This window comes from Pseudomonas mediterranea CFBP 5447, from assembly GCF_000774145.1.
GTDB classification, from domain to species: domain Bacteria; phylum Pseudomonadota; class Gammaproteobacteria; order Pseudomonadales; family Pseudomonadaceae; genus Aquipseudomonas; species Aquipseudomonas mediterranea.
Genome location: NZ_KN322986.1, coordinates 238575 through 262077, shown reverse-complemented (window position 1 = coordinate 262077; position 23503 = coordinate 238575). Strand labels below are relative to the sequence as shown.

General features: G+C 62.8%; 29 protein-coding genes. 11 read left to right on the top strand and 18 right to left on the bottom strand.

Annotation, left to right across the window (positions count from 1 at the left end):
* Positions 1–69: 69 nt before the first annotated feature.
* Positions 70–924: an RNA polymerase sigma factor RpoH gene (rpoH, locus tag N005_RS18035; RefSeq protein ID WP_024778906.1), complete on the top strand. Its 855-nt coding sequence runs from the start codon at positions 70–72 to the stop codon at positions 922–924.
* Between the two features lie 185 nt (positions 925–1109).
* Here the strand turns inward: rpoH and mtgA are convergent, their stop codons facing one another.
* Positions 1110–1832 (bottom strand): monofunctional biosynthetic peptidoglycan transglycosylase, encoded by a 723-nt coding sequence (mtgA, locus tag N005_RS18030; protein ID WP_047702456.1) that lies wholly within the window; start codon positions 1830–1832, stop codon positions 1110–1112.
* A 73-nt stretch (positions 1833–1905) separates the two neighbouring features.
* Here mtgA and N005_RS18025 point away from each other — a divergent pair, with 73 nt between their 5' ends.
* From N005_RS18025 to trmB, 4 genes are all read left to right on the top strand, one after another.
* A complete protein-coding gene (locus tag N005_RS18025; protein ID WP_047702455.1) occupies positions 1906–2286 on the top strand; it encodes a DUF423 domain-containing protein in 381 nt (126 codons plus the stop codon).
* 84 nt (positions 2287–2370) lie between these two features.
* The gene (gene thiS / locus N005_RS18020) at positions 2371–2571 is read left to right on the top strand and encodes a sulfur carrier protein ThiS (RefSeq protein WP_024778903.1); all 201 of its coding nucleotides are present in this window, start codon (positions 2371–2373) and stop codon (positions 2569–2571) included.
* Between the two features lie 48 nt (positions 2572–2619).
* The gene (locus N005_RS18015; RefSeq protein WP_003177480.1) at positions 2620–3414 is read left to right on the top strand and encodes a thiazole synthase; all 795 of its coding nucleotides are present in this window, start codon (positions 2620–2622) and stop codon (positions 3412–3414) included.
* 9 nt (positions 3415–3423) lie between these two features.
* A complete protein-coding gene (trmB, locus tag N005_RS18010) occupies positions 3424–4149 on the top strand; it encodes a tRNA (guanosine(46)-N7)-methyltransferase TrmB (protein ID WP_047702454.1) in 726 nt (241 codons plus the stop codon).
* A gap of 151 nt (positions 4150–4300) precedes the next feature.
* On the opposite strand, the gene N005_RS18005 is transcribed toward trmB, so the two are convergent.
* From N005_RS18005 to N005_RS17965, 9 genes are all read right to left on the bottom strand, one after another.
* Positions 4301–4624: a DUF3392 domain-containing protein gene (locus tag N005_RS18005; protein ID WP_047702453.1), complete on the bottom strand. Its 324-nt coding sequence runs from the start codon at positions 4622–4624 to the stop codon at positions 4301–4303.
* A gap of 18 nt (positions 4625–4642) precedes the next feature.
* Positions 4643–5842, bottom strand: a complete 1200-nt coding sequence (hemW, locus tag N005_RS18000; RefSeq protein WP_047702452.1) for a radical SAM family heme chaperone HemW — start codon at positions 5840–5842, stop codon at positions 4643–4645.
* Positions 5839–6435, bottom strand: a complete 597-nt coding sequence (rdgB, locus tag N005_RS17995; RefSeq protein WP_047702451.1) for an RdgB/HAM1 family non-canonical purine NTP pyrophosphatase — start codon at positions 6433–6435, stop codon at positions 5839–5841. The genes hemW and rdgB overlap by 4 nt, the downstream gene beginning before the upstream one ends.
* Complete coding sequence (locus N005_RS17990; RefSeq protein WP_047702450.1) at positions 6432–6866, bottom strand: DUF4426 domain-containing protein; 435 nt, start codon at positions 6864–6866, stop codon at positions 6432–6434. The genes rdgB and N005_RS17990 overlap by 4 nt, the downstream gene beginning before the upstream one ends.
* A gap of 28 nt (positions 6867–6894) precedes the next feature.
* Positions 6895–7515: a methionine biosynthesis protein MetW gene (gene metW, locus N005_RS17985; protein WP_041023980.1), complete on the bottom strand. Its 621-nt coding sequence runs from the start codon at positions 7513–7515 to the stop codon at positions 6895–6897.
* Positions 7516–7522: 7 nt separating this feature from the next.
* A complete protein-coding gene (gene metX, locus N005_RS17980) occupies positions 7523–8662 on the bottom strand; it encodes a homoserine O-succinyltransferase MetX (protein WP_047702449.1) in 1140 nt (379 codons plus the stop codon).
* A gap of 208 nt (positions 8663–8870) precedes the next feature.
* A complete protein-coding gene (locus tag N005_RS17975; RefSeq protein ID WP_047702448.1) occupies positions 8871–9461 on the bottom strand; it encodes a YggT family protein in 591 nt (196 codons plus the stop codon).
* A 10-nt stretch (positions 9462–9471) separates the two neighbouring features.
* Positions 9472–10290: a pyrroline-5-carboxylate reductase gene (proC, locus tag N005_RS17970; protein WP_047702447.1), complete on the bottom strand. Its 819-nt coding sequence runs from the start codon at positions 10288–10290 to the stop codon at positions 9472–9474.
* A gap of 36 nt (positions 10291–10326) precedes the next feature.
* Entirely contained in the window at positions 10327–11019 is a 693-nt protein-coding gene (locus N005_RS17965; RefSeq protein ID WP_047702446.1) for a YggS family pyridoxal phosphate-dependent enzyme, read from the bottom strand.
* Positions 11020–11074: 55 nt separating this feature from the next.
* Between N005_RS17965 and N005_RS17960 the strand changes: the two genes are divergently transcribed.
* Positions 11075–12109, top strand: a complete 1035-nt coding sequence (locus N005_RS17960; protein ID WP_047702445.1) for a type IV pilus twitching motility protein PilT — start codon at positions 11075–11077, stop codon at positions 12107–12109.
* A 121-nt stretch (positions 12110–12230) separates the two neighbouring features.
* Here the strand turns inward: N005_RS17960 and N005_RS17955 are convergent, their stop codons facing one another.
* Entirely contained in the window at positions 12231–12842 is a 612-nt protein-coding gene (locus N005_RS17955) for a C40 family peptidase (RefSeq protein ID WP_047702444.1), read from the bottom strand.
* Positions 12843–13092: 250 nt separating this feature from the next.
* Here N005_RS17955 and N005_RS17950 point away from each other — a divergent pair, with 250 nt between their 5' ends.
* Positions 13093–13521, top strand: a complete 429-nt coding sequence (locus tag N005_RS17950) for an NINE protein (RefSeq protein ID WP_047702443.1) — start codon at positions 13093–13095, stop codon at positions 13519–13521.
* 105 nt (positions 13522–13626) lie between these two features.
* On the opposite strand, the gene N005_RS17945 is transcribed toward N005_RS17950, so the two are convergent.
* The 7 genes from N005_RS17945 to gshB form a co-directional block, all read right to left on the bottom strand.
* The gene (locus N005_RS17945) at positions 13627–14898 is read right to left on the bottom strand and encodes a dihydroorotase (RefSeq protein WP_047702442.1); all 1272 of its coding nucleotides are present in this window, start codon (positions 14896–14898) and stop codon (positions 13627–13629) included.
* Positions 14895–15899, bottom strand: coding sequence for an aspartate carbamoyltransferase catalytic subunit (locus N005_RS17940; protein WP_003177495.1), 1005 nt, complete (start codon positions 15897–15899; stop codon positions 14895–14897). Before N005_RS17940 ends, N005_RS17945 begins: the two co-directional genes overlap by 4 nt.
* A 24-nt stretch (positions 15900–15923) precedes the next feature.
* Positions 15924–16430: a bifunctional pyr operon transcriptional regulator/uracil phosphoribosyltransferase PyrR gene (gene pyrR, locus N005_RS17935; RefSeq protein WP_047702441.1), complete on the bottom strand. Its 507-nt coding sequence runs from the start codon at positions 16428–16430 to the stop codon at positions 15924–15926.
* 82 nt (positions 16431–16512) lie between these two features.
* On the bottom strand, positions 16513–16950 hold the full coding sequence (gene ruvX / locus N005_RS17930; protein WP_047702440.1) for a Holliday junction resolvase RuvX: 438 nt from the start codon (positions 16948–16950) through the stop codon (positions 16513–16515).
* A complete protein-coding gene (locus N005_RS17925) occupies positions 16950–17519 on the bottom strand; it encodes a YqgE/AlgH family protein (protein ID WP_024778884.1) in 570 nt (189 codons plus the stop codon). The genes ruvX and N005_RS17925 overlap by 1 nt, the downstream gene beginning before the upstream one ends.
* A gap of 185 nt (positions 17520–17704) precedes the next feature.
* Positions 17705–18601, bottom strand: coding sequence for an energy transducer TonB (locus N005_RS17920; RefSeq protein ID WP_047702795.1), 897 nt, complete (start codon positions 18599–18601; stop codon positions 17705–17707).
* A 101-nt stretch (positions 18602–18702) separates the two neighbouring features.
* Positions 18703–19674 (bottom strand): glutathione synthase, encoded by a 972-nt coding sequence (gshB, locus tag N005_RS17915; protein WP_047702439.1) that lies wholly within the window; start codon positions 19672–19674, stop codon positions 18703–18705.
* Between the two features lie 224 nt (positions 19675–19898).
* On the opposite strand from gshB, the gene N005_RS17910 reads away from it, so the two are divergent.
* From N005_RS17910 to N005_RS17895, 4 genes are all read left to right on the top strand, one after another.
* Positions 19899–20327, top strand: a complete 429-nt coding sequence (locus tag N005_RS17910) for a response regulator (protein ID WP_047702438.1) — start codon at positions 19899–19901, stop codon at positions 20325–20327.
* Positions 20328–20373: 46 nt separating this feature from the next.
* Complete coding sequence (pilH, locus tag N005_RS17905; protein WP_047702437.1) at positions 20374–20739, top strand: twitching motility response regulator PilH; 366 nt, start codon at positions 20374–20376, stop codon at positions 20737–20739.
* A 10-nt stretch (positions 20740–20749) separates the two neighbouring features.
* Positions 20750–21289, top strand: coding sequence for a chemotaxis protein CheW (locus tag N005_RS17900; RefSeq protein ID WP_047702436.1), 540 nt, complete (start codon positions 20750–20752; stop codon positions 21287–21289).
* 139 nt (positions 21290–21428) lie between these two features.
* Positions 21429–23483, top strand: a complete 2055-nt coding sequence (locus N005_RS17895) for a methyl-accepting chemotaxis protein (protein WP_041023964.1) — start codon at positions 21429–21431, stop codon at positions 23481–23483.
* Positions 23484–23503: the final 20 nt, after the last annotated feature.

Genomic DNA, 23503 nt, shown 5'->3' with positions numbered 1-23503 from the left:
TCCTATGGTTCCCGGTCAATTTTCGCAGTGCTGAACTGCACGAGTTATGTGAGTCGGAGGTTTTTTCGTATGACCACTTCTTTGCAACCTGCGTATGCTCTGGTCCCGGGTGCGAACCTGGAGGCCTATGTGCACACGGTGAACAGCATCCCCTTGCTGACACCGGAGCAGGAGCGTGAACTGGCCGAGAGTCTCTATTATGAGCAGGATCTTGAGGCGGCTCGGCAAATGGTGCTCGCCCACCTGCGTTTTGTCGTACATATCGCCCGCAGCTATTCCGGCTACGGGCTGGCCCAGGCCGACCTGATCCAGGAAGGCAACGTTGGCCTGATGAAGGCGGTCAAGCGCTTCAACCCGGAAATGGGTGTGCGCCTGGTATCGTTCGCGGTGCACTGGATCAAGGCGGAAATCCACGAGTTCATCCTGCGCAACTGGCGCATCGTGAAGGTCGCGACCACCAAGGCCCAGCGCAAGCTGTTCTTCAATCTGCGCAGCCAGAAGAAGCGTCTGGCCTGGTTGAACAACGAAGAAGTCCATCGGGTAGCCGAAAGCCTCGGTGTGGAGCCTCGTGAAGTCCGCGAGATGGAAAGTCGGCTGACCGGCCAGGACATGGCCTTCGACCCGGCCGCCGAAGCGGACGACGACAGCGCCTTCCAATCGCCGGCCAACTACCTGGAAGACCACCGGTATGACCCGGCGCGTCAGCTGGAAGACGCCGACTGGAGCGACAACTCCAACACCAACCTGCACGAAGCACTGGAAGTGCTGGACGAGCGCAGTCGCGACATTCTCTACCAGCGCTGGCTGGCGGAGGAAAAGGCCACGCTGCACGACCTGGCGCAGAAGTACAACGTGTCGGCGGAACGGATTCGCCAGCTTGAGAAAAGTGCGATGAACAAGCTCAAGCTGTCGATTGCGGCCTGACCGGCGCAACGGCAATAAAAAACGCCTCGATCAGCGATGATCGGGGCGTTTTTCATTCCAGGCCCAAACCATCCCCTGTGGGAGCGAGCCTGCTCGCGATAGCGGTATACCTGATACATGACTGCTGACTGACACACCGCCATCGCGAGCAGGCTCGCTCCCACAAGGAAACTGTGGTGTGGCGGCTATTGAGCCCAGGGCGCTCGCCGCGAGTCATTGAGGCCCAGCAGATAACTGTCGCCCCCCAATTGACTCATCTGCTGGCGTATCCAGCTTGCCCGGCGCAGTACGTAAGGGCTTGGTCGGCTGGCGCTCCATTTCCGTGGGTTGGGCAGTACCGCCGCCAGCAGGCTTGCCTGCTGCCGGGACAAGGCATCGGCACCCACGCGAAAGTGGTGTCGCGCTGCGGCTTCGGCACCGAATACGCCGTTGTCCCACTCCACGCTGTTGAGGTACACCTCAAGAATCCGCTGCTTCGGCCAGAGCACTTCGATCAGCGCGGTGAACCAGGCTTCGAAGCCCTTGCGCAGCCAGCTGCGGCCCGACCACAGGAACAGGTTCTTCGAGACTTGCTGGCTGAGGGTGCTGGCGCCACGGATCGAGCCGCCGCGGCCGTTATGGGCGAATGCGGCCTGGATCGCGCCGATGTCGAAGCCCCAGTGCTCGGGGAATTTCTGGTCTTCGCCGGCAATCACCGCGACCTTGAGGCTGTCGGATATCCGGTCCCAGGGCTGCCAGGTGCGTTGCAGGTCGATCGGTTCGCCGTCGACCCAGGATTCAACCTTGCGCTCGATCATCAGCGCTGTGAACGGCGGTGGCACCACGCGCAATAGCAGCACCAGGACAACGCTGCCGACGGCGAACCAGAGCAGGGCTTTGAGGAATCGTAGAAACAATGTACGCAGCATAGAGATGGCTTGGCCGAACCCGTCGAGCGGGCCATTATACAGACCCTGTCCACCGAGTCTGACTGGAGTTCTCATGCTGCGTAGCTTTCTGATGCTGGCTGCCTTTTTCGGCTTCACCGGCGTGGCACTCGGAGCCTTTGCCGCCCACGGCCTGAAAAACCGCCTGAGCGCCGATTACCTGGCGATTTTCCACACCGGCGTCACCTACCAACTGGTGCACACCCTGGCCTTGCTCGGCGTTGCGCTGCTGGCCACGCACATCCCCGGCCGCATCGTCACCTGGGCCGGAATCTCATTCGTGATCGGTATCCTGTTGTTCTCCGGCAGCCTCTACCTGCTCACCCTGACCGGTATCAGCAAACTCGGCATCATCACCCCGTTCGGCGGTGTGGCGTTCCTGATCGGTTGGCTCTGCCTGGGGCTAGCGGCCTGGCGCCTGCAACTTGCCGCTTGAAGCTTGTAGCTGACCAAGGGACTTGGGTCGCCCAGGCTGATCGGGCTAGAATGCCAGCCCCTAAAAATGATGGCGGCATCCGGCATGCGCATTCAGTTGAACGGCGAACCCTTTGAATTGCCCGACGGTGAAACCGTTGCGGCCCTGCTGACCCGTCTGGATCTCACCGGACGTCGTGTCGCGGTGGAGCTCAATCTGGATATCGTCCCGCGCAGCCAGCATGCCGACACCGCCCTCAACGAGGGTGACCAGGTTGAAGTCGTGCACGCCATAGGCGGCGGCTAGCGGTTTCGCAGCATTTCGCAAGAACCTCACCCCAACAGAGGATTTCCCATGAGCATCGTTCGTAGCGACAAGCCCTTCGTCCTGGCCGGTCGTACCTACCAGTCGCGCTTGCTGGTAGGCACCGGCAAATACCGCGACATGGAAGAAACCCGCCTGGCCATCGAGGCTTCGGGCGCCGAGATCGTCACCGTCGCGGTGCGTCGGACCAACATCGGCCAGAATCCGGGCGAACCGAACCTGCTGGATATCCTGCCGCCGGATCGCTACACCATCCTGCCCAACACCGCCGGCTGCTTCGACGCCATCGAAGCCGTGCGTACCTGCCGCCTGGCCCGTGAGCTGCTCGATGGCCACAACCTGGTGAAGCTGGAAGTGCTGGCCGACCAGAAGACCCTGTTCCCCAACGTGATCGAAACCCTCAAGGCCGCCGAAACCCTGGTCAAGGAAGGTTTCGACGTCATGGTGTACACCAGCGACGATCCGATCATCGCCCGGCAACTGGCGGAAATCGGCTGTATCGCGGTCATGCCGCTGGCCGGCCTGATCGGTACGGGCCTGGGGATCTGCAACCCTTACAACCTGCAGATCATCCTTGAAGAAGCCAAGATCCCAGTGCTGGTGGATGCCGGCGTCGGTACCGCGTCCGACGCGACCATCGCCATGGAGCTGGGTTGCGAAGCGGTGCTGATGAACTCCGCCATCGCCCACGCCCAGCAGCCGATCCTGATGGCCGAAGCCATGAAGCACGCCATTGTCGCCGGACGCCTGGCCTACCTCGCCGGCCGCATGCCGAAAAAACTTTACGCCAGCGCCTCCTCGCCGCTGGATGGTCTGATCAAGTAAGAGCCATTGATGACTGAATCGAACGACACGCCTGTCCAGCCGGACGAAGGCGAAGAGCGCCAACACCGCCGCATCAAGAGTTTCGTGATGCGCGCCGGGCGCATGACCGAAGGCCAGCAGCGCGGCCTGGAGCAGGGCGCCCCTCTGTTCGTCCTGCCCCTGGCCGATGCGCCGGTGGACTTCGACCAGGTATTTGGCCGCTCGGCCCCGCGCTCGCTGGAAATCGGTTTCGGCATGGGTCATTCGCTGCTGGAAATGGCCGCCGCTGCGCCGGAGCAGGATTTCATCGGCGTGGAAGTGCACCGTCCTGGTGTCGGCGCGTTGCTCAATGGCGTGCTGACCCAAGGGCTGACCAACCTGCGGGTCTACGATTGCGACGCCATCGAAGTGCTCAACCGTTGCGTGGCCGACAACAGCCTGGACCGGCTGATGCTGTTCTTCCCGGATCCGTGGCACAAGAGCCGTCACCACAAGCGCCGTATCGTCCAGGCTTCGTTCGCCGAGCTGGTGCGCAGCAAGTTGAAGGTCGGTGGTGTGCTGCACATGGCCACCGACTGGGAACCGTATGCCGAATACATGCTGGAAGTGATGAACGTCGCCCCGGGTTATCGCAACCTCGCCGAAGACGGCAAGTACGTACCGCGCCCGGCCGAACGGCCGATTACCAAGTTCGAACGCCGTGGCGAGCGGCTTGGGCATGGGGTCTGGGATCTGAAGTTCGAGAAGTTGGCGTAAGCCATAATTGTGGGAGAGAGCTTTGTGGGAGCAAGGCTTGCCCGCGATAGCAGCGCCTCGGTATCAAACTGAATCCGGGTCGTATGTATCGCGGGCAAGCCTTGCTCCCACAGAGGTTCGCTCCCACAGTTGTTTCAGGGCGCTACGAAGGTCAGCGACGGTCCGCCACCACCCCGATCAATACCAGCACCACCAACAGCACCGGCGCCAGGCTGTAGTTGTTGAACTGGCTCAGCCCCCGCACCACCCACGGCGTGGCGTAGATCAGTGCCGCGCCGCTGCCGATCATGCACAGCAGGGCGATCAGCGGGACGCGCAACGCGCCGGCGATGCTGCCCAGGCGTTGTTCGACCCAGGCCTTGATGTCTGCGCCGAACAGCACCAGCAGGCAACCGACCAGTGCCAGGGAGATTTCCGACAGGTTGTTGCGGCTCCAGCGGGACACGGTGGCGAGCAGGTCGAGTACCAGATCCATTCGATTTCCTTGTGTTGATCAGCTCAGAAATTTCTGCAGCAAGTCATTGAGAAACAGCTGGCCGCGCTCGGTGGCCGCCAGACGTGACGGTTCGACCTGCAACAACCCGCTTTGTTCGGCTTCGCGGCGACCTTCGGCCAGGCTTTGCAGGGGCAGGCCGGTGCGTTCCGGGTATAGCCGCGCTTCCACCCCTTCGGTCAGGCGCAGGGCGTTCATCAGGAATTCGAACGGCAGCTCTTCGTTAGCCAGGGTTTTCTCGCCGGCCAGGAAGCGCTTGGCCGGGTTGAGGTAGTCCTTGGGCAAGCGGGTCTTCCACGTGCGCAGGATGCGCCCGTCCGGATGGCTGAGCTTGCCATGGGCGCCGGCGCCGATGCCGATGAAGTCACCGAAGCTCCAGTAATTGAGGTTATGCCGTGCCGCCCGACCCGGTTGGGCGTAGGCCGACACTTCGTATTGGGCGTAGCCGTGCTCGGCCAGCAGCGCTTGTCCGGCTTCCTGGATGTCCCACAACGTGTCGTCTTCCGGCAACGTTGGTGGCTGGTTCCAGAACACCGTGTTCGGCTCCAGCGTCAGCTGATACCAGGAGAGATGGGTCGGTTTCAGGGCGATGGCCTGACGCAGGTCGCTCAAGGCATCGTCGAGGGACTGGTCGGGCAGGCCGTGCATCAGGTCCAGGTTGAAATTATCGAACCCGGCCCGGCGCGCCATGTCGGCGGCGCGTACCGCTTCGTCACCGTTATGGATCCGGCCCAGGGCTTCGAGCTTGGCCTGCTGGAAGCTCTGGATGCCGATGGACAGGCGATTGATGCCCAAGGCCCGGTAAGCCACGAACTTCTCTTGCTCGAAGGTACCCGGGTTGGCCTCCAGGGTGATTTCGATATCGTCGGCGAAGGCTATCCGCGCCTCGACACCCTCGAGCAGCCGACCCAGGGCCTGGGCGCTGAACAGGCTAGGGGTGCCGCCGCCGAAGAAGATCGAGCTCAGTTTGCGGCCATATGTCCCGTGCAGGTCCTGGTCGAGGTCGGCCAGCAACGCGTCGACGTACGCTTCTTCCGGCAGCTGTGGGCTGGCGGCGTGAGAGTTGAAATCGCAATACGGGCATTTGCGTACGCACCACGGGATGTGGACGTACAACGCCAGGGGCGGCAACACCGGCAGCGGCGCCCGCGGCGTGTGTGCGCCGCCATGAATCAGCGGCGCGGGAGAGTCGTTGTTCATTGCAGGCCCAGGCGTTGGCGCAGCAGGGCCATGGCGCGGGCGCGGTGGCTCAGTTGGTTCTTTTCCACCGGGCCCAGCTCGGCACTGGAACAGTTGCGCTCCGGTACCCAGAACAGCGGATCATAGCCGAAGCCGTGCTCGCCGCTGGCTTCGGTGAGAATGCGCCCCTGCCACAGCCCTTCGCAAAGGATCGGCAGCGGATCATCGGCATGACGCACCAGCGCCAGGACGCAAACGAACTGTGCGCCACGTTCGGCTTCAGGCACGTCCTTGAGAGCTTCCAGCAGCTTGGTGTTGTTCGCCGCGTCACCTTTGCCGTCGGCATAACGGGCCGAGTAGATACCCGGCGCGCCGCCGAGGAAATCCACCGCCAACCCGGAATCGTCGGCCAGCGCCGGCAGGCCGGAGATGCGCGCGGCGTTACGGGCTTTGAGAATCGCGTTCTCGACGAACGACAGGCCGGTTTCTTCCGGTTCCACCTGGCTGAACTCGCCAATCGAGCGCAGTTGCACCGATCCGCCGAGCATGGCCTGGAGTTCCTTGAGTTTGCCGGCGTTATGGCTGGCGAGTACGAGTTGGGTAAGGTTCATCATTCGGCCGGGAACAGTTCCTGGTTGAAGTTGAGGGTGTTGACCTTGTCGCCCGTCTGCACCTTGATTTCGAAGGTGCGGGTTTCCTGCTGTTCTACCGGATACTGGGCGATGTAGTAGATCGCGCCTTGTTCGATGACCTGGCGGAATACCAAGGGGACCGTCTTGCTGGTCAGGTCCTTGATCGTGCCGCTGACCTGGGCCATCAACGGCTTGCCGTCCTTGATCACCGACACATTGATCACGCCCTGGTTCTTGCTGCGGACCAGTTCGGCGGCCTTGGCGATATCCGCTGTCAGGTAGGTGGAATTGAAGGTGTTGTAGTGCACGGTGACGTCACCGAATACTTCCTTGCGCTCGGCCTTGATGGCGTCGGCGGCTATGGCGCCGGCGCAGAGGCAAGCGGTGACGAGGAACAACGCGAAACGTTTCATGTTGTGCTCCTGGAGACAGGGTCGGGGTTCACACGGCGACCTGATGATCGGCAAGGCCTGGGCTGCTGACCCGATAGATGCCTATTTCACCTAATAGATTAGGCCATAGCTTGCTGGCCCACCCGTGGCGGTGCTGCTGGTCCACCGCCAGGCGGTCGATGACCTTGGCCTGGCGTTCGCGGCACAACGCTTCGAAATCCTCGAAGGTGCAGAAGTGGATGTTCGGCGTGTTGTACCAGGTGTAGGGCAGGAATTCCGACACCGGCATGCGGCCCTTGCTCGCCAGGTACCAACGGCAGCGCCAGTGCCCGAAGTTGGGGAAGGTGATGATGCACTGGCGTCCGACCCGGAGCATCTCGTCGAGGATCCTGTCCGGGTAGTGCACCGCTTGCAGGGCCTGGGTCATGACCACGATGTCGAAGCTGTTGCTGGCGAAGTTGCCCAGGCCCTTGTCCAGGTCCTGTTCGATGACGTTGATGCCCTTGGCGACGCACTCGGCGATGTTGTCCGGGTCGTTTTCCAGGCCGTAGCCGGTGACCTGCTTGTTGTCCCGCAGCCAGGTCAGCAGTTCGCCGTTGCCGCAGCCCAGGTCGAGCACGCGGCTGCCGGCGGGGATCCATTCCTGGATGATGTCCAGATCGGCTCTCATGGCGTCCTCACAGCGTAATACGGTTCATGTAGTTGCCGAACGCCTGCAGGTAGCGCGGGATCGGAATCAGAAAGGCGTCGTGGCCCTGGGGCGCGTCGATTTCCAGGTAGCAGACGTCCTTGCGCGCGGCCATCAGCGCGTCCACCAGCTCCCGCGAGCGCGCCGGGGAGAAGCGCCAGTCGGTGGTGAACGACATGACGCAGAACCTGGCAGTGGCGTTGGCGAAGGTTTTCGCCAGGTCATCGTCGAAGTTCGCCGCCGGATCGAAATAGTCCAGGGCCTTGGTCATCAGCAGGTAGGTATTGGCGTCGAAGCGCCCGGAGAATTCCTCACCCTGGTAACGCAGGTAGCTTTCTACCTGAAACTCGACGCTGTGGAAGTCGTAGTTGAGCTTTTCGCTCTTGAGGCCACGGCCGAATTTCTCGCCCATGGAATCGTCGGACAGGTAGGTGATGTGCCCGACCATCCGCGCCAGCATCAGCCCGCGCTTGGGGATCACGCCGTGCTCCTGGAACGAACCGCCGTGGAATTCCGGGTCGGTGAGGATCGCCTGGCGCGCCACTTCGTTGAAGGCGATGTTCTGCGCCGACAGCTTGGGCGCGGAGGCGATTGCCAGGCAATGGCGCACGCGGTCCGGGTAGGTGATGGTCCATTGCAGGGCCTGCATGCCGCCCAGGCTGCCACCGATCACCGCCGCCCATTGGCCGATGCCGAGACGGTCGGCCAGACGGGCCTGGCTGTGGACCCAGTCTTCCACGGTCAGCACCGGGAAATCGGCGCCGAACGGCTTGCCGGTGTCCGGGTTGAGGCTGCTGGGGCCGGTGGAACCGTTGCAGCCGCCGAGGTTGTTCAGGCTGACCACGAAGAACCGGTTGGTGTCGATCGGCTTGCCGGGGCCGATGCAACTGTCCCACCAGCCGGGCTTGCGGTCGTCGACGCTGTGGTAGCCGGCGGCATGGTGATGCCCCGACAAGGCGTGGCAGATCAGCACGGCATTGCTCGCCGTGGCGTTGAGCGTGCCGTAGGTTTCGTAGATCAGGTCATAGGCTGGCAACGAACGACCGCAGGCCAGGGCCAGGGGCTCGCTGAAATGCGCCATTTGCGGCGTCACCAGACCAACGGAATCGGGGGGAAAGGCAGCTGGCATCGACCCTGCTCTCGTTGAAATGAGGCGTAAGTCTAAAGACCGCTGGGGTTAGCGGCAACCAAGGAAATCGTCGACTGACGCCGATCGTTCCCACGCTCTGCGTGGGAATGCATCCCCTGACGCTCAGCGTCACCCCAAGGCAGAACGCGGAGCGTCCTTGGCAGCATTCCCACGCAGAGCGTGGGAACGATCAGGCCACAGGGTCAGGTCAGATCAGGACGCGCAGGATATCCGGCATCATGGTCATGGCCGCGAGGTTGTTGATCACCAGCATGTCGAGCAGCTTGAGCACCATGAACGCCAGGATCGGCGAGATATCCAGGCCGCCGAGGTTCGGTACGATGCGACGGAATGGGGCCAGGGCCGGCTCGCAGATCTGGTTCACCAGTTCGGCGCCCGGGTTGTGACTGCCCGGGGCGACCCAGGAGAGGATCACACTGACGATCAGGGCGAAGAAGAAAATCTTCAGGAACAGCGCGGTCACGCCGATGATCGACCAGATCAGCAGTTGCAGCGGGTTGCCGGTGGTGCCGTAGGTCAGCAGCAGGGTCAAGGCCATCAGGGCCATTTGCACGAGAATTGCCAGCACCAGCGACGACATGTCCAGGCCGAACAGGCTCGGGATGATCCGGCGCAGGGGCTTGAGCAGCGGCTGGGTGGCCTTGACGACGAACTGGCACAGCGGGTTGTAGAAATTGGCGCGCACCAGTTGCAGCACGAAACGCATCAGCACGATCAGCAGGTACAGGCTGCCGAGGGTTTGCAGCACGTAGACCGCTGCGGTGTTCAATCCAATCATGAATGGCTCCTTATTGGCCCAATTGTTCGGCCATTTCGGCCGAGCGGTGCGCGGCGGCGCCGAGTGCTTTTTCCACCAGGGCTTCGAACCCCCCGGCCTGGAACGATTTGATGGCGGCTTCGGTGGTGCCGGCCGGCGAGGTCACGCGCCGGCGCAGCTCAGCCGCATCGACGTCGCTTGAGGTCGCCATGTGGGCTGCGCCGAGGGCCGTCTGCAAGGTCAGCTTCGCGGCAATTTCACGGGGCAGGCCCAGTTTTTCGCCGGCGGCGGTCATGGCTTCGATCAGCAGGAAGAAGTACGCCGGGCCTGAACCGGAAACGGCGGTGACCGCGTCCAGTTGCTCCTCGGTCTCCAGCCACAACGCCAGGCCGACGGCCGACAGCAGCTCCTCAGCCTGCTGGCGCTGTGCGGCGCTGACCTGTGGGGTGGCGAACAGGCCGCTGACGCCCTGGCGCAACAGCGCCGGGGTGTTGGGCATGCAACGCACGATGGGCTGCTCGCCGAGCCACTTGTTCATGCTGGCGCAGGTGATGCCAGCGGCAATCGACACCACCAGTTGATGGGGCTTGAGGCTTGGGCGAAGGGCTTCGCACACGGCTTTCATCGCTTGCGGCTTGACCGCCAGCACGACGACGTCGGCGCCATCGATGGCTTGTGCATTGTCGGCAAAGGTCTCGATGCCGTGCTCGCTGCTCACCCGGGTCCGGGTATCGACCCCCGGATCGCTGGCGCGGATCTGCGCAGCGTCCAGGCCCTTGGCCCGCAGGCCACCGATCAGGCTGGCGGCCATGTTGCCGGCGCCGATAAAGGCAATACGCGTGTTGCTCATGACAGGTCCTTGATTGAAGAGTTGAGTCGGCATGGCTTACGGCTGGTTCCCGCTGTAGTCGCGAGCACCAAACAGGGCGGTACCGATCCTGACCCAGGTGGCGCCCTGGGCAATGGCGGATTCGAGGTCGTGGCTCATGCCCATGGACAGCGTGTCCAGCGGCAAGGCCAGGCCGGCTTGCAAGCGTTGGACGGCAGCGAAGGCTGCGTCCTGGGCGACGCGTTCTTCGGTCGGCTCGGGGATTGCCATGAGCCCGCGTAGCGTCAGGCGTGGCAACGCGCCAATGGCCTCGGCCAGGGCCGGCAGATCCTCCGGTGTGCAACCGGATTTGCTGGCTTCCCCACTGACGTTGACTTGAATGCAGATGTTCAGCGGCGGCAAACCATCCGGACGCTGCTCGGACAGGCGTTGGGCAATCTTCAAGCGGTCCACGGAGTGCACCCAGTCGAAATGTTCGGCGATAGCGCGGGTCTTGTTCGATTGAATGGGGCCGATGAAGTGCCAGATCAAGGGCAGGTCGGTGAGTTCGGCCTGTTTACTCAAGGCCTCTTGCAGATAGTTCTCACCGAAGTCCCGCAGGCCGGCGGCATAGGCTTCACGCAGGGCCTGGGCGGGCTTGGTCTTGCTCACTGCCAGCAGTTGCACACTGTCTACGGCGCGGTGGGCGGCTTGCTCCGCAGCGCGGATGCGCGATCTAACCTGAGCGATGTTGTCTGCTATCGTGGACATAAAGAAGCGCCAGCGGTCTGAGGTTCGCGGCATTCTACTGGAATTGAGGAGCGCTATGGATATCACTGAACTGCTGGCGTTCAGCGCCAAACAGGGGGCTTCGGACCTGCACCTGTCTGCCGGGTTGCCGCCGATGATCCGGGTTGATGGCGATGTGCGGCGGATCAACCTGCCGGCACTGGACCACAAACAGGTTCATGAACTGATCTACGACATCATGAACGACCGGCAACGGGTAGATTACGAAAAGTTTCTGGAAACCGATTTTTCCTTCGATGTACCCGGGGTCGCACGGTTCCGGGTCAACGCGTTCAATCAGAATCGCGGCGCGGGGGCGGTGTTCCGGACCATTCCGTCGAAAGTCCTGACCATGGACGAGCTGGGCATGGGCGAGGTGTTTCGCAAAGTGACCGAGGCTCCCCGCGGGTTGGTGCTGGTGACGGGGCCGACCGGCTCAGGCAAGTCCACCACCCTGGCGGCGATGATCGACTACCTCAATACCCATAAGCACCACCACATCCTCACCATCGAGGACCCCATCGAGTTTGTCCACGAACCGCGCAAATGCCTGATCAACCAGCGCGAAGTGCACCGCGACACCCAAGGCTTTTCCACGGCCCTGCGCTCGGCCCTGCGGGAAGACCCGGACGTGATCCTGGTGGGGGAGATGCGCGACCTGGAAACCATCCGCCTGGCACTGACCGCCGCCGAAACCGGGCACCTGGTCTTCGGCACCCTGCACACCACCTCGGCGGCCAAGACCATCGACCGGGTGGTGGACGTGTTCCCGGGAGACGAGAAGTCCATGGTGCGCTCGATGTTGTCGGAATCATTGCAGGCGGTGATTTCCCAGACGCTGATCAAGAAGATCGGCGGCGGCCGGGTCGCCGCTCATGAAATCATGCTGGGGACGTCGGCGATTCGTAACCTGATCCGCGAAGACAAAGTGGCGCAGATGTACTCGGCGATCCAGACCGGAGGCTCGCTGGGGATGCAGACGCTGGACATGTGTCTGAAGGATCTGGTGACCAAGGGCTTGATCAGCCGTGAACATGCGCGGGAACGGGCGCGTACGCCGGATAGTTTCTGAGGCGTTTTCCGATTGTTCCCACGCTCTGCGTGGGAACGCAGCCCGGGACGCTTCGCGTCCCCTGAGAGCCGAACGCAGAGCGTCCGTTGAGGCATTCCCACGCAGAGCGTGGGAACGATCATCAGCGCTGGACCACGCGCATCCCGCCCGGCTCTTTCGGCAACACCCGCTTGGCAACCACGTAGTGGGTGTCCCAGTACGGCTTGTTCAGGGTGTCGATAGTCACCGACTTGCCGCGACGTGGCGCATGGATGAAACGGTCGTTGCCCAGGTAGATGGCCACGTGGTTGACCCGGCGGCTCTTGAGCTTGAAGAAAATCAGGTCGCCGGGCTTGAGGTCCTTGCGCTCGACTTTCTCACCGTGACCGGCTGCCATGGCGTTCGAAGTGCGTGGCAGGTCGAAAGTGCTGTCGTTGAAAGCGTATTTCACCAGGCCGCTGCAATCGAAGCCTTTACTTGGACTGCTGCCGCCCCAACGATAAGGTGTGCCCAGTACATTCACGGCACGGCTCAATACGTTGCTGCTCGCTTTGGTCGCCATGGGTGGCACCAGCTTGCTGTTGCCAGTGGTCGTGTACTGGACGCTTGGCTTGTTCTTGCTCGAAGGAGCAGAAACATGGGATTTCGGGGTGTAGCCGTTGACGTTGGGAAGACGTTGCTCACGATTGGTGGCGTGGGCGGCCAGTGGCAATAATAGGCAAATAGTCAGCCATGTCTTGAAAAATGGACGCATTAGGCAGGGCTCTTAAAGGTTAGCGCGCAACTTTATAACAGCTTTTTTGCTGATTCCGAGGCCGTTTGTCGATTCGAAATCCTGCGCGCTGCCCGCAAAATTGCGGCACTTTGGCCCGATTGTCCGACGCAGGCCCCGGTTTACGGGGGCTTTGCCGCGCTCAATGTGTCGAGAACCGCTTGTCGGCAAGACACACAAAAGTCACAAAAGGTCCGAACAAATTTATCTATCGAGGCAAAAGAGGTCATTCATGAACAGCTATCAGCTGGACGCCCCACACGATACCCACAGCAAAATCATCGGGTATCTGCTGTGGATTTTCGGTTTCACCGGCGCGCATCGTTTCTACTATGGCAAGCCGGTCACCGGCACGATCTGGTTCTTCACCTTCGGCCTGCTGGGCATCGGCTGGCTGATCGACCTGTTCCTGATCCCTGCCATGGACCGCGAAGCGGACCTGCGCTTCACCCCAGGCCCCATCGAATACACCGTGGCGTGGATCCTGTTGACGTTTCTCGGGGTGTTCGGCGTACACCGGATGTATCAGGGCAAATGGCTCAGCGGGATCATCTACCTGCTGACGGGCGGGGTGTTCTTCCTGGGGGTGCTGTATGACTTCTGGACGCTGAACGATCAGGTTTCGATTCGCAATGCGCAGAAGCGTGGGGCGTTTCAGTAAGACCGGGCAGGCTCGCTCCCACATTGGATTTCAGGTGCTCACACATCTGTGTGCGCTGAAGATCCCTGTGGGAGCGAGCCTGCTCGCGATGGGCGCGACACGGAATCAGGCCTGGTGAGTAACCCGCCCATCCATCAAGGTATAGCGCACCACACCCGGCAAGCTGTGGCCCAGGAACGGGCAGTTGTCGCCTTTGGAGCGCCAGGCTTCGCCGGCCACGGTGGAGGCGGCCGGGTCAAACAGCACCAGGTCCGCTGCCGCACCCACCGCCAGTTTACCGGCTGGCAGTTGCAGCGCCTGGGCCGGGCCAGCGCTGAGGCGCGCCAGCAAGGTCGGCAGGTCGAGCAGGCCGTCTTCCACCAGGGTCATGGCCAGCGGCAGCAGCAGTTCGACGCTGCTGATGCCCGGTTCGGTGGCGCCGAAGGGTGCCAGCTTGGCATCGCGCTCATGGGGTTGGTGATGGCTGGAGATGGCCGAGATCACCCCGGATTTCACCGCCTCGCGCAAGCCATCCCGGTCGGCGCGGGTGCGCAGCGGTGGCTGGACATGGTAAACGCTGTTGAAATCGATCAGGGCTTCGTCGGTCAGGATCAGTTGGTACAGCGCCACATCGGCGGTCACCGGCAAGCCGCGGGCCTGGGCCTGGGCGATCAGCGCCGCACCACGGGCACTGGTCAACTGGCTGAAATGCGCGCGCACACCGCTTTGCTCCACCAGCAACAAGTCACGGGCCAGGGCCACGGTCTCGGCGGTCTCCGGTATGCCCGGCAGGCCGAGGAAACTGGCGGTCGGGCCTTCATGGGCCAGGCCGCCTTCGGCCAGGTCGTGATCCTGGGAGTTGAAGATCACCGTCAGGCCGAAAGTGGCTGCGTATTCCAGGGCGCGGCACAGGGTGCGGGTGTTGCGAAAACTGTTCAGGCCGTTGCCGAACGCCACGCAACCGGCGTCGCGCAGTGCAATCAGCTCCGCCAGCTGTTCGCCGTCGAGGCCTTTGCTCAGCGCACCGATCGGGAAGACCTTGGTGTTGCCGGCTTCGCGGGCGCGGTCGAGGATCAGTTCGGCCACGGCCGAGGTGTCCAGCACCGGTTTGGTCTGTGGCGGGCAGCACAGGCTGGTCACGCCACCGGCGGCGGCGGCCCGGGTTTCGCTGACGATGCTGCCCTTGCGGCTGTAGCCGGGTTCGCGCAGGGCGACGTTCAGGTCGACCAGGCCGGGGGCGGCCACCAGGCCTTGGGCGTCGAGGGTCTCGACCGCCACGAAACCGGCCGGGGCGGCGCCCAGGGCAACGATTTTGCAGGCGTCGATATGAATGTCGGTCACTTGATCCAGGCCGCTGGCCGGATCGATCACGCGTGCGCCGAGAATGCTGAGCTTCACTGGGCGTTCTCCTGGTCGAATTGGCGCTGGGCCGTTTGCCCGCTCATGGCCATGGACAGCACGGCCATGCGGATGGCGATGCCGTAGGTCACCTGGTTGAGGATCACCGAATGCGGCCCGTCGGCCACCGCCGACTCGATCTCCACGCCGCGGTTGATCGGCCCCGGGTGCATGACGATGGCATCCGGCTTGGCCCCGGCCAGGCGGGCGGTGGTGAGGCCGAACAGACGGTAGAACTCGCCTTCGCTGGGCAATAGGCCACCGGTCATCCGCTCACGCTGCAGGCGCAGCATGATCACCACATCGACATCCTTGAGACCTTCGGTCATGTCGGTGTAGACCTTGACGCCGTACTGCTCGACGCCAATGGGCAGCAGGGTTTTCGGCGCGATCACGCGGATGTCCGGGCAACCGAGGGTCTTGAGGGCGAGCATGTTCGAGCGCGCCACCCGCGAATGCAGGATGTCGCCGACGATGGCCACCGAGAGATTCTCGAAGCTGCCCTTGTGCCGGCGGATGGTCAGCATGTCCAGCATGCCCTGGGTCGGGTGGGCGTGACGGCCGTCGCCGCCGTTGATGATCGCCACCTGTGGGCAGACGTGTTCGGCAATGAAGTGTGCCGCGCCGGAATCACCGTGGCGCACGACAAACATGTCCGCTGCCATGGCTTCGAGGTTGCGCAGGGTATCGAGCAGGGTTTCGCCCTTGCTCGCCGAGGACGTCGATACGTTGAGGGTGATCACGTCCGCCGACAGCCGCTGGGCCGCCAGTTCGAAGGTGGTGCGCGTGCGGGTAGAGTTTTCGAAGAACACGTTGCACACGGTCTTGCCGCGCAGCAACGGGACTTTCTTCACCGCCCGGGCACCGACTTCGAGGAACGAGTCGGCGGTGTCGAGGATTTCCGTCAGCAGCTCGCGGCGCAGGCCGTCGAGGGACAGGAAGTGCCGCAGCTGGCCCTGATCGTTGAGCTGCAGCGGGCGCTTGGTTTCGAGAGGCGTCATCGCGATGGACTCTTACAAGGGCAGTTAAAGGGCAAGGTCTTGCAGTTCGAGTTGCAGCGGTGCGGGGCCGGAGAGCTTGACCCGCTGGTGCGCGGCCAGTGCCAGCGTCGCGCCGACCACGTTCGGACGGATCGGCAGCTCGGCGGCGTCCAGGTCCAGCAGGCACACCAGGGTCACACTGGCCGGGCGGCCGTAATCGAACAACTCGTTCATGGCGGCGCGAATGGTCCGGCCGCTCATCAGTACGTCGTCGATCAGGACCAGGTGCTGGCCCTCGATCTCGAACGGCAACGCCGAAGGGCGTACTTGTGGGTGCAGGCCGTTCTGGCTGAAGTCGTCGCGGTAGAAGGACACGTCCAGGGTGCCCAGCGGCGCTTGGCTGCCGAGTTCCTCGAGCAGGGCCTGGGCGACCCAGACGCCGCCGGTGCGAATACCGATGTAGCGCGGTTCGCGGATGCCGCGTTGTTCCAGGTGTGCCGTGAGACGGATCGCCATCTGGCTGATCAGGTCGGCAGGATTGGGCAGGCTCATGCTGGCTCCTTCAGGTTCCCGGGCCGGCGGTGAAAGGCCCGGTCTATCGCTAAAAGAAAGCGCCTTGGCGGCGCTTTCAAAATCAGGTGTCGAACAGGGCTCTATTGGCATCGAGCCAGCCCTGCAGCAGCAGGGCGGCGGCGATGGCGTCCACCGGGTTGTCGCGGTAACTGCCTTTCTGCCCGCCACGCTCGAGGCGCTCGCCCTTGGCTTCGAACGTGGTCAGGCGTTCGTCGTGGGTATAGAAGGGCAGGTTGTAGCGACCATTGAGCCGGCGGGCGAATTTTTCCGCGCGCACGCACATGTCGCTGGGCGTACCGTCCATGTTCAGCGGCAGGCCGACCACCACGGCGTCGGGCTTCCATTCCTTGATCAGCGCTTCGACCTGGTTCCAGTCCGGCACGCCATTCTGCGCCTTGAGGGTGCACAGCTCGCGGGCCTGGCCGGTAACGACCTGGCCGACCGCAACGCCGATCTGTTTGGTGCCGTAATCGAAGCCCAGCAGCAGGCGCAGGGCCATCAGGCGTGTCCTGCCTGGCTGGTGAGCAGGCTGAGGTTGATCCCCAGGCGGTTGGCCGCCGCTTCCAGGCGCAGTTCACTGCTGGTGTTGAACAGGATGTCGGCGTCGAACGGGCAAGTCAGCCAGGCGTTGTCGGCCAGTTCGGCCTCCAGTTGCCCGGCTTCCCAACCGGCGTAGCCGAGGGCGATCAGGCTTTTCTCCGGCCCGACACCGTCAGCGATGGCAAACAACACGTCCTGGGAGGTCGACAGCGATACGCCGTTGAGATCCACGGTGGCCTGGTAACTGGGACCCGACGGATGGAGCACGAAACCGCGGTCGGTCTGCACCGGGCCGCCGATGAAAATCGGCACGTGCTGGCACAGGATCGGCGGCTCCACCTCGGGGCGCAACTGCTCGAGAATGTCCGCCAGGTTCAGTTCCTGCGGGCGATTGATCACCAGCCCCATGGCGCCATTGGCCGTGTGCTCGACGATGTAGGTCAAGGTGTGGGCGAAGTTCGGATCGGCCATATGCGGCATGGCGATCAGGAAATGATGCTTGAGGTAGGTGGGGCTGACGTTTTTCATAGGCGATAGTGTGGCGGCGCAGGGGCGAACTGACAAGCTGGGGATGTGCAGGAAATGCCCGGGATAGGTATAGAACCCTTGTGGGAGCGAGCCTGCTCGCGATAGCTATTGATCATCCGATATAAATGTCGACTGGCAGACCGCTATCGCGAGCAGGCTCGCTCCCACAGGAATTCAGTGCTGTGTCAGTTGCTGGACAACCGGTCGCCCCGGGAGAATTTCCAGGTGCGGATGATCTCCAGCCGGTCGATGTCCGACAAATCCCCGGTAAACGGCGCGAACGGCGCCGCCAGGCGCACGATCCGCTGGGCCGCCTGGTCCAGCAGCGGTTGGCCGGAGGACTCCAGCACCAGCACTTCATAGAGGGAGCCGTCGCGGTTGATCGAGACCATCAGCCGCAGGTTGCCGTAGATCTGCTTGCGCCGCGCCTCGTCGGGGTAATTGAGGTTGCCGATGCGCTCGACCTTCTTGCGCCACTCATCCTTGTACCAGGCGCCCTTGTCGCGCATGGTCGAAGCGGCACTCAGGCGGTGGATGCGCGGGCGTTTGGCATAGAGCTGCTGTTCCTGGGCCAGTTCGGCTTCCAGGCTGGCGATGTCGCTGGACAACTGGGAGCTGTCGAAAGTCGGCGCCGGGGCCTTGGGCTTGGGGTCGGGCTTGACCTCTTCCTTGACCGGCGCTTTCTTCGGTTTCGGTGCCACAGTGGTCACGGCGGCCTTGGGGGCCGTTTCCTGCGCCTCGGGCTTGGCGGCCGGGGGAGGGGTGGCCTTCTGGACCTGATTGTCCTGGAACGGCGCGATCTCGGTGGTCTTGGGAACCGCCTTCTTTTCCAGGGTGCCACTACCCTGCTGGTTTTCCTGGGCGAGGAAATCCGCCTGCTTCGGCTTGGTTTCGCTCTTGAAGGTGGCCAGGGTGATTTCCAGGGTCTGGCTGATCTGCTTGGGCTCGACCGTGGCGAACCCGACGCCCAGCAGCAGGGCCAGGTGGATCAGCGCCGCCAGGAACAGGGTAAAGCCGAGGCGATCAGCCGGACGCACGCCACGGTGGGCGAGCTCTAGGGGCAGATCGGACGGGAGGGTCATGGCGGCGAAAACCAACATTGCTTCTTTTCAGGGCCCGGCATGATAGCGCAATGTTGGTTTTTAGCTGCAAGCTTCAAGCGGCAAGCGACAAGCTGTACGCATTAAACTTGCCGCTTGGAGCTTCTAGCTTGCAGCTGCTTCTCTATGGCATCCATCAGCATCCCGCCGATGTCGGTGCCGAAGGCATTGTCGATCTCGCGGATGCAGGTCGGGCTGGTGACGTTGATTTCCGTCAGGTGCTCGCCGATCACGTCCAGGCCCACGAACAGCAGGCCTTTTTCCCGCAGGGCCGGGCCCACCTGGGCAGCGATCCAGCGATCCTTCTCGGTCAGTGGACGGGCTTCGCCACGGCCGCCGGCGGCCAGGTTGCCGCGGGTTTCGCCCGCTGCCGGAATGCGTGCCAGGCAATAGTCCACCGGCTCGCCGTCGATCATCAGGATGCGCTTGTCGCCATCGACGATGGCCGGCAGGTAGCCTTGGATCATGATTTGCTGCTTGCCGTGCAGGGTCAGGGTTTCCAGGATCACCGAGAGGTTCGGGTGGCCGGCGGTGTGGCGGAAGATCGAAGAACCGCCCATGCCGTCCAGGGGCTTGAGGATCACGTCACCGTGATGATCGGCGAACTCGCGCAGGACATCCGGGCGACGGCTGACGATGGTCGGTGGGGTGCATTGCGGGAACAGCGTGGCGAACAGCTTCTCGTTGCAGTCGCGCAGGCTCTGGGGCTTGTTGACCACCAGCACGCCGGCGGTTTCGGCTTGTTCCAGCAGGTAGGTGGAATACACGAACTCCATGTCGAAGGGCGGATCCTTGCGCATCAGGATCACATCCAGGTCGCTCAGCAGCGCATCGTTCTCGGCGCCCAGTTCAAACCATTTTTCCGGGTTGGCGAAGACTTTCAACGGTTTCATGCGCGCCCGGGCCTGGCCTTCGGCCTGGTAGAGGTCGCGCTGTTCCATGTAGAACAATTCCCAGCCGCGCTTTTGAGCGGCCAGCAGCATGGCCAGCGAGCTATCCTTTTTGTAGGAAATGCTGGCAATAGGGTCCATGACAATGCCGACGCGTACGCTCATGGCTTGGTTCCTCGAAATCTGATGGGGCACAAATGGCGTGAAAAAGTGGCGTCAGAGTGGCGCCCGGCGGATTCGCGGTCAAGGAAAAACCACCGTGCCGTCCGGCCGATAGCCCGGCGCTGGAGACTGTGCTAAAAAGGCTGCCATGTGGCGCGCGGGCCTTGAACATCAAGGGCTTGCGCCGTCGGTCGCATTTACGCGTTTAGAACCGGTTCGCAGTGGCAATGGCAGAGCATCCTACGCAGCAGCAATCCAGCGCCTTGAAGGTCATGGTCATCGACGATTCGAAGACCATTCGCCGTACCGCCGAAACCTTGCTGCGCAATGTGGGTTGCGAGGTGATCACGGCGGTCGATGGCTTCGATGCCCTGGCCAAGATTACCGACCATCATCCGGGCATCATCTTTGTCGACATCATGATGCCGCGTCTGGACGGTTACCAGACCTGCGCCCTGATCAAGAACAACAGCGCCTTCAAGGCCACGCCAGTGATCCTGCTGTCGTCCCGGGACGGGCTGTTCGACAAGGCCAAGGGACGTATCGTCGGTTCCGATCAGTTTTTGACCAAGCCTTTCAGCAAGGAAGAACTGCTGGGCGCGATACAAGCTCATGTTCCGGGCTTTGCCGCCGTCCAGCCGCACCAGGCACATTAATGACGCCCGGCCGCAGAGCCTGGGGTCGACAAGAATGGGGAACACCATGGCACGAATTCTGATCGTCGATGATTCGCCGACTGAAATGTACAAGCTGACCGGCATGCTGGAAAAGCACGGTCACCAGATCCTCAAGGCCGAGAACGGCGCCGACGGCGTGGCCCTGGCCCGCCAGGAAAAGCCCGATGCGGTGTTGATGGACATCGTCATGCCTGGCCTCAACGGGTTCCAGGCCACGCGCCAGTTGACCAAGGATCCGGAAACCGGCCACATCCCGGTGATCATCATCACCACCAAGGACCAGGAAACCGATAAGGTCTGGGGCACTCGCCAAGGCGCCAAGGATTACCTGACCAAGCCGGTCGACGAAGAAACCCTGATCAAGACCCTGAACAACGTCCTGGCGGGTTGACGGCGCGGCCATGAGCCCATCCCTGACTGCGTTCGAACTGCTGCTGCAGATCGATCGACGCTGCCGGTCGCTGGCGGCGGACCTGCCGTCTCAACCGACCCACCGTCACGCCTGGAGCGGTATCGGCTTTCGCCTGGGCGAACGCTGGTACGTGGCACCCATGGATGAGGTCAGCGAAGTGCTGCACGAGCCGCGCCATACGCATCTGCCCGGGGTCAAGCCGTGGGTGCGTGGCGTGGCCAACCTGCGGGGCCGACTGTTACCGTTGATGGACCTGTGCGGTTTTTTCGGTCATGAACTGTCGACGCTGCGCAAGCAGCGGCGGGTGCTGGTGGTGGATCATGGCGAAGTGTTCGCCGGGTTGCTGGTGGACGAAGTCCTCGGATTGCAGCATTTCACCCAGGACAGCCTGGAGCCGATGCAGGCGGGCGAGCGCGACTGCCCGGAAGCCGCTTTCGTCAAGGGCCGGTTTCGTGGCGAGCGACAGTGGCAGGTGTTCAGCCCTTTTGCGTTGACGCAATCGGCGGGGTTCATGGACGTGGCAAGTTGACTGTGGGAGCGAGCCTGCTCGCGATGGCGGGTGATCAGCCAGCATCTACGTTGACTGACACGCCGCTATCGCGAGCAGGCTCGCTCCCACAGGGGTAACAGCGGAGGGGCAGGGTCTTGGGCAGTACAGGCGAAAATCGATGATCAAAGCAAACACAGGCAAGCCACTGGAAGCGTCGCGCAGTCGTTCGCAGATCATCGTGCTGTTCGTCGCGCTGATTGTCTTCATCATGCTGCTGTTCGCCAATTTCGCCTACCTCAACACCCAGTCCACCTACGATAAACAGTACATCGGCCATGCCGGTGAGTTGCGGGTGCTGTCCCAGCGCATTGCCAAGAACGCCACCGAGGCCGCCGCCGGCAAGGCCGCGGCGTTCAAATTGCTGAGCGATGCACGCAACGATTTTGCCCAGCGCTGGGGCTACCTCAAGCAGGGCGACCCGGTGACCGGCCTGCCGCCGGCGCCTTCGACCCTGCGGCCGCAGATGCGCGCCGTGCAACTGGACTGGGAGCGCCTGCTCAAGAACACCGACGCCATCCTGTCCAGCGAGCAGACCGTGCTGTCGCTGCATCAGGTGGCGGCGACCCTGGCCGAAACCGTGCCGCAATTGCAGGTCGAATACGAAAAAGTCGTCGAGATCCTGCTGCAACGGGGTGCGCCTGCGGCCCAGGTGGCCATGGCCCAGCGCCAGTCGTTGTTGGCCGAGCGCATCCTGGGTGCGGTGAATACCGTGCTGGCGGGGGATGAGAACGCCAGCCAGGCCGCCGATACCTTTGGCCGCGATGCAGCGCGTTTCGGCCAGGTGCTCAACGGCATGTTGCAGGGCGATCCGGCCTTGAAGATCTCCCAGGTCCAGGATCGCGATGCGCGGGCACGCCTGAGCGAAATCAGCGAACTGTTCGAGTTCGTCTCGGGCTCGGTGGACGAAATCCTCGAAACCTCGCCGGAACTGTTCAAGGTCCGCGAATCGGCCGGCAACATCTTCAACCTGTCGCAGACCCTGTTGGACGAAGCCTCGCACCTGACCACGGCACTGGAGAACCTGGCCGGTGGCCGTTCCGTCCACGCCATTGGCGGTTACGTGCTGGGGCTGCTGGCGCTGATGTCGATCATCCTGATCGGCCTGGTGATGGTGCGTGAAACCAACCGCCAGCTGCACGAAACCGCGGAGAAGAACGAGCGCAACCAGAACGCGATCATGCGCCTGCTGGACGAAATCGCCGATCTGGCCGACGGCGACCTGACCGTCACCGCATCGGTCACCGAGGACTTCACCGGCACCATCGCCGACTCGATCAATTATTCGGTGGATCAGCTGCGTGACCTGGTCGCCACCATCAACCTCACCGCCGGCCAGGTCGCCGCGGCGGTGCAGGAAACCCAGGCCACTGCCATGCACCTGGCCCAGGCTTCCGAGCACCAGGCCCAGCAGATCAGCGAAGCTTCGACTTCAATCAATGAAATGGCCCAGTCCATCGACCAGGTATCGGCCAACGCCGCCGAGTCGTCGGCGGTGGCCGAACGCTCCGTGGAGATCGCCAACAAGGGCAACGAGGTGGTGCACAACACCATTCATGGCATGGACAACATTCGCGAGCAGATCCAGGACACCGCCAAGCGCATCAAGCGCCTGGGCGAGTCGTCCCAGGAAATCGGCGACATCGTCAGCCTGATCGACGACATCGCCGACCAGACCAACATCCTGGCCCTCAACGCTGCGATCCAGGCGTCCATGGCCGGGGATGCCGGGCGCGGCTTCGCGGTGGTGGCCGATGAAGTGCAACGACTGGCGGAGCGCTCCTCGGCGGCGACCCGGCAGATCGAAACACTGGTGCGGGCGATCCAGGCCGATACCAACGAAGCGGTGATCTCCATGGAGCAGACCACCAGCGAAGTGGTGCGCGGCGCCCGGCTGGCCCAGGATGCCGGCGTGGCCCTGGAAGAGATCGAGGGTGTGTCCAAGACCCTGGCGGCGCTGATCCAGAGCATTTCCAACGCGGCGCAGCAGCAGACCACCTCGGCGGGGCAGATTTCCCTGACGATGAACGTGATCCAGCAGATCACCACGCAGACCTCGTCCGGCTCCACCGCCACCGCCGAGAGCATCGGCAACCTGGCGAAAATGGCCAGCCAGTTGCGTCGGTCGGTGTCGGGTTTTACCTTGCCGGCGGCTAAGGATGAGGACAAGTCTTGACTGTTGGAGGCGGTATACGG

Excerpts from the sequence above, each read along its gene's own strand:
- rpoH (WP_024778906.1), top strand. The coding sequence starts at position 70 with ATGACCACTTCTTTGCAACCTGCGTATGCTCTGGTCCCGGGTGCGAAC.
- mtgA (WP_047702456.1), bottom strand. The coding sequence starts at position 1,832 with ATGCTGCGTACATTGTTTCTACGATTCCTCAAAGCCCTGCTCTGGTTC.
- N005_RS18025 (WP_047702455.1), top strand. The coding sequence starts at position 1,906 with ATGCTGCGTAGCTTTCTGATGCTGGCTGCCTTTTTCGGCTTCACCGGC.
- thiS (WP_024778903.1), top strand. The coding sequence starts at position 2,371 with ATGCGCATTCAGTTGAACGGCGAACCCTTTGAATTGCCCGACGGTGAA.
- N005_RS18015 (WP_003177480.1), top strand. The coding sequence starts at position 2,620 with ATGAGCATCGTTCGTAGCGACAAGCCCTTCGTCCTGGCCGGTCGTACC.
- trmB (WP_047702454.1), top strand. The coding sequence starts at position 3,424 with ATGACTGAATCGAACGACACGCCTGTCCAGCCGGACGAAGGCGAAGAG.
- N005_RS18005 (WP_047702453.1), bottom strand. The coding sequence starts at position 4,624 with ATGGATCTGGTACTCGACCTGCTCGCCACCGTGTCCCGCTGGAGCCGC.
- hemW (WP_047702452.1), bottom strand. The coding sequence starts at position 5,842 with ATGAACAACGACTCTCCCGCGCCGCTGATTCATGGCGGCGCACACACG.
- rdgB (WP_047702451.1), bottom strand. The coding sequence starts at position 6,435 with ATGATGAACCTTACCCAACTCGTACTCGCCAGCCATAACGCCGGCAAA.
- N005_RS17990 (WP_047702450.1), bottom strand. The coding sequence starts at position 6,866 with ATGAAACGTTTCGCGTTGTTCCTCGTCACCGCTTGCCTCTGCGCCGGC.
- metW (WP_041023980.1), bottom strand. The coding sequence starts at position 7,515 with ATGAGAGCCGATCTGGACATCATCCAGGAATGGATCCCCGCCGGCAGC.
- metX (WP_047702449.1), bottom strand. The coding sequence starts at position 8,662 with ATGCCAGCTGCCTTTCCCCCCGATTCCGTTGGTCTGGTGACGCCGCAA.
- N005_RS17975 (WP_047702448.1), bottom strand. The coding sequence starts at position 9,461 with ATGATTGGATTGAACACCGCAGCGGTCTACGTGCTGCAAACCCTCGGC.
- proC (WP_047702447.1), bottom strand. The coding sequence starts at position 10,290 with ATGAGCAACACGCGTATTGCCTTTATCGGCGCCGGCAACATGGCCGCC.
- N005_RS17965 (WP_047702446.1), bottom strand. The coding sequence starts at position 11,019 with ATGTCCACGATAGCAGACAACATCGCTCAGGTTAGATCGCGCATCCGC.
- N005_RS17960 (WP_047702445.1), top strand. The coding sequence starts at position 11,075 with ATGGATATCACTGAACTGCTGGCGTTCAGCGCCAAACAGGGGGCTTCG.
- N005_RS17955 (WP_047702444.1), bottom strand. The coding sequence starts at position 12,842 with ATGCGTCCATTTTTCAAGACATGGCTGACTATTTGCCTATTATTGCCA.
- N005_RS17950 (WP_047702443.1), top strand. The coding sequence starts at position 13,093 with ATGAACAGCTATCAGCTGGACGCCCCACACGATACCCACAGCAAAATC.
- N005_RS17940 (WP_003177495.1), bottom strand. The coding sequence starts at position 15,899 with ATGACGCCTCTCGAAACCAAGCGCCCGCTGCAGCTCAACGATCAGGGC.
- pyrR (WP_047702441.1), bottom strand. The coding sequence starts at position 16,430 with ATGAGCCTGCCCAATCCTGCCGACCTGATCAGCCAGATGGCGATCCGT.
- ruvX (WP_047702440.1), bottom strand. The coding sequence starts at position 16,950 with ATGGCCCTGCGCCTGCTGCTGGGCTTCGATTACGGCACCAAACAGATC.
- N005_RS17925 (WP_024778884.1), bottom strand. The coding sequence starts at position 17,519 with ATGAAAAACGTCAGCCCCACCTACCTCAAGCATCATTTCCTGATCGCC.
- N005_RS17920 (WP_047702795.1), bottom strand. The coding sequence starts at position 18,601 with ATGACCCTCCCGTCCGATCTGCCCCTAGAGCTCGCCCACCGTGGCGTG.
- gshB (WP_047702439.1), bottom strand. The coding sequence starts at position 19,674 with ATGAGCGTACGCGTCGGCATTGTCATGGACCCTATTGCCAGCATTTCC.
- N005_RS17910 (WP_047702438.1), top strand. The coding sequence starts at position 19,899 with ATGGCAGAGCATCCTACGCAGCAGCAATCCAGCGCCTTGAAGGTCATG.
- pilH (WP_047702437.1), top strand. The coding sequence starts at position 20,374 with ATGGCACGAATTCTGATCGTCGATGATTCGCCGACTGAAATGTACAAG.
- N005_RS17900 (WP_047702436.1), top strand. The coding sequence starts at position 20,750 with ATGAGCCCATCCCTGACTGCGTTCGAACTGCTGCTGCAGATCGATCGA.
- N005_RS17895 (WP_041023964.1), top strand. The coding sequence starts at position 21,429 with ATGATCAAAGCAAACACAGGCAAGCCACTGGAAGCGTCGCGCAGTCGT.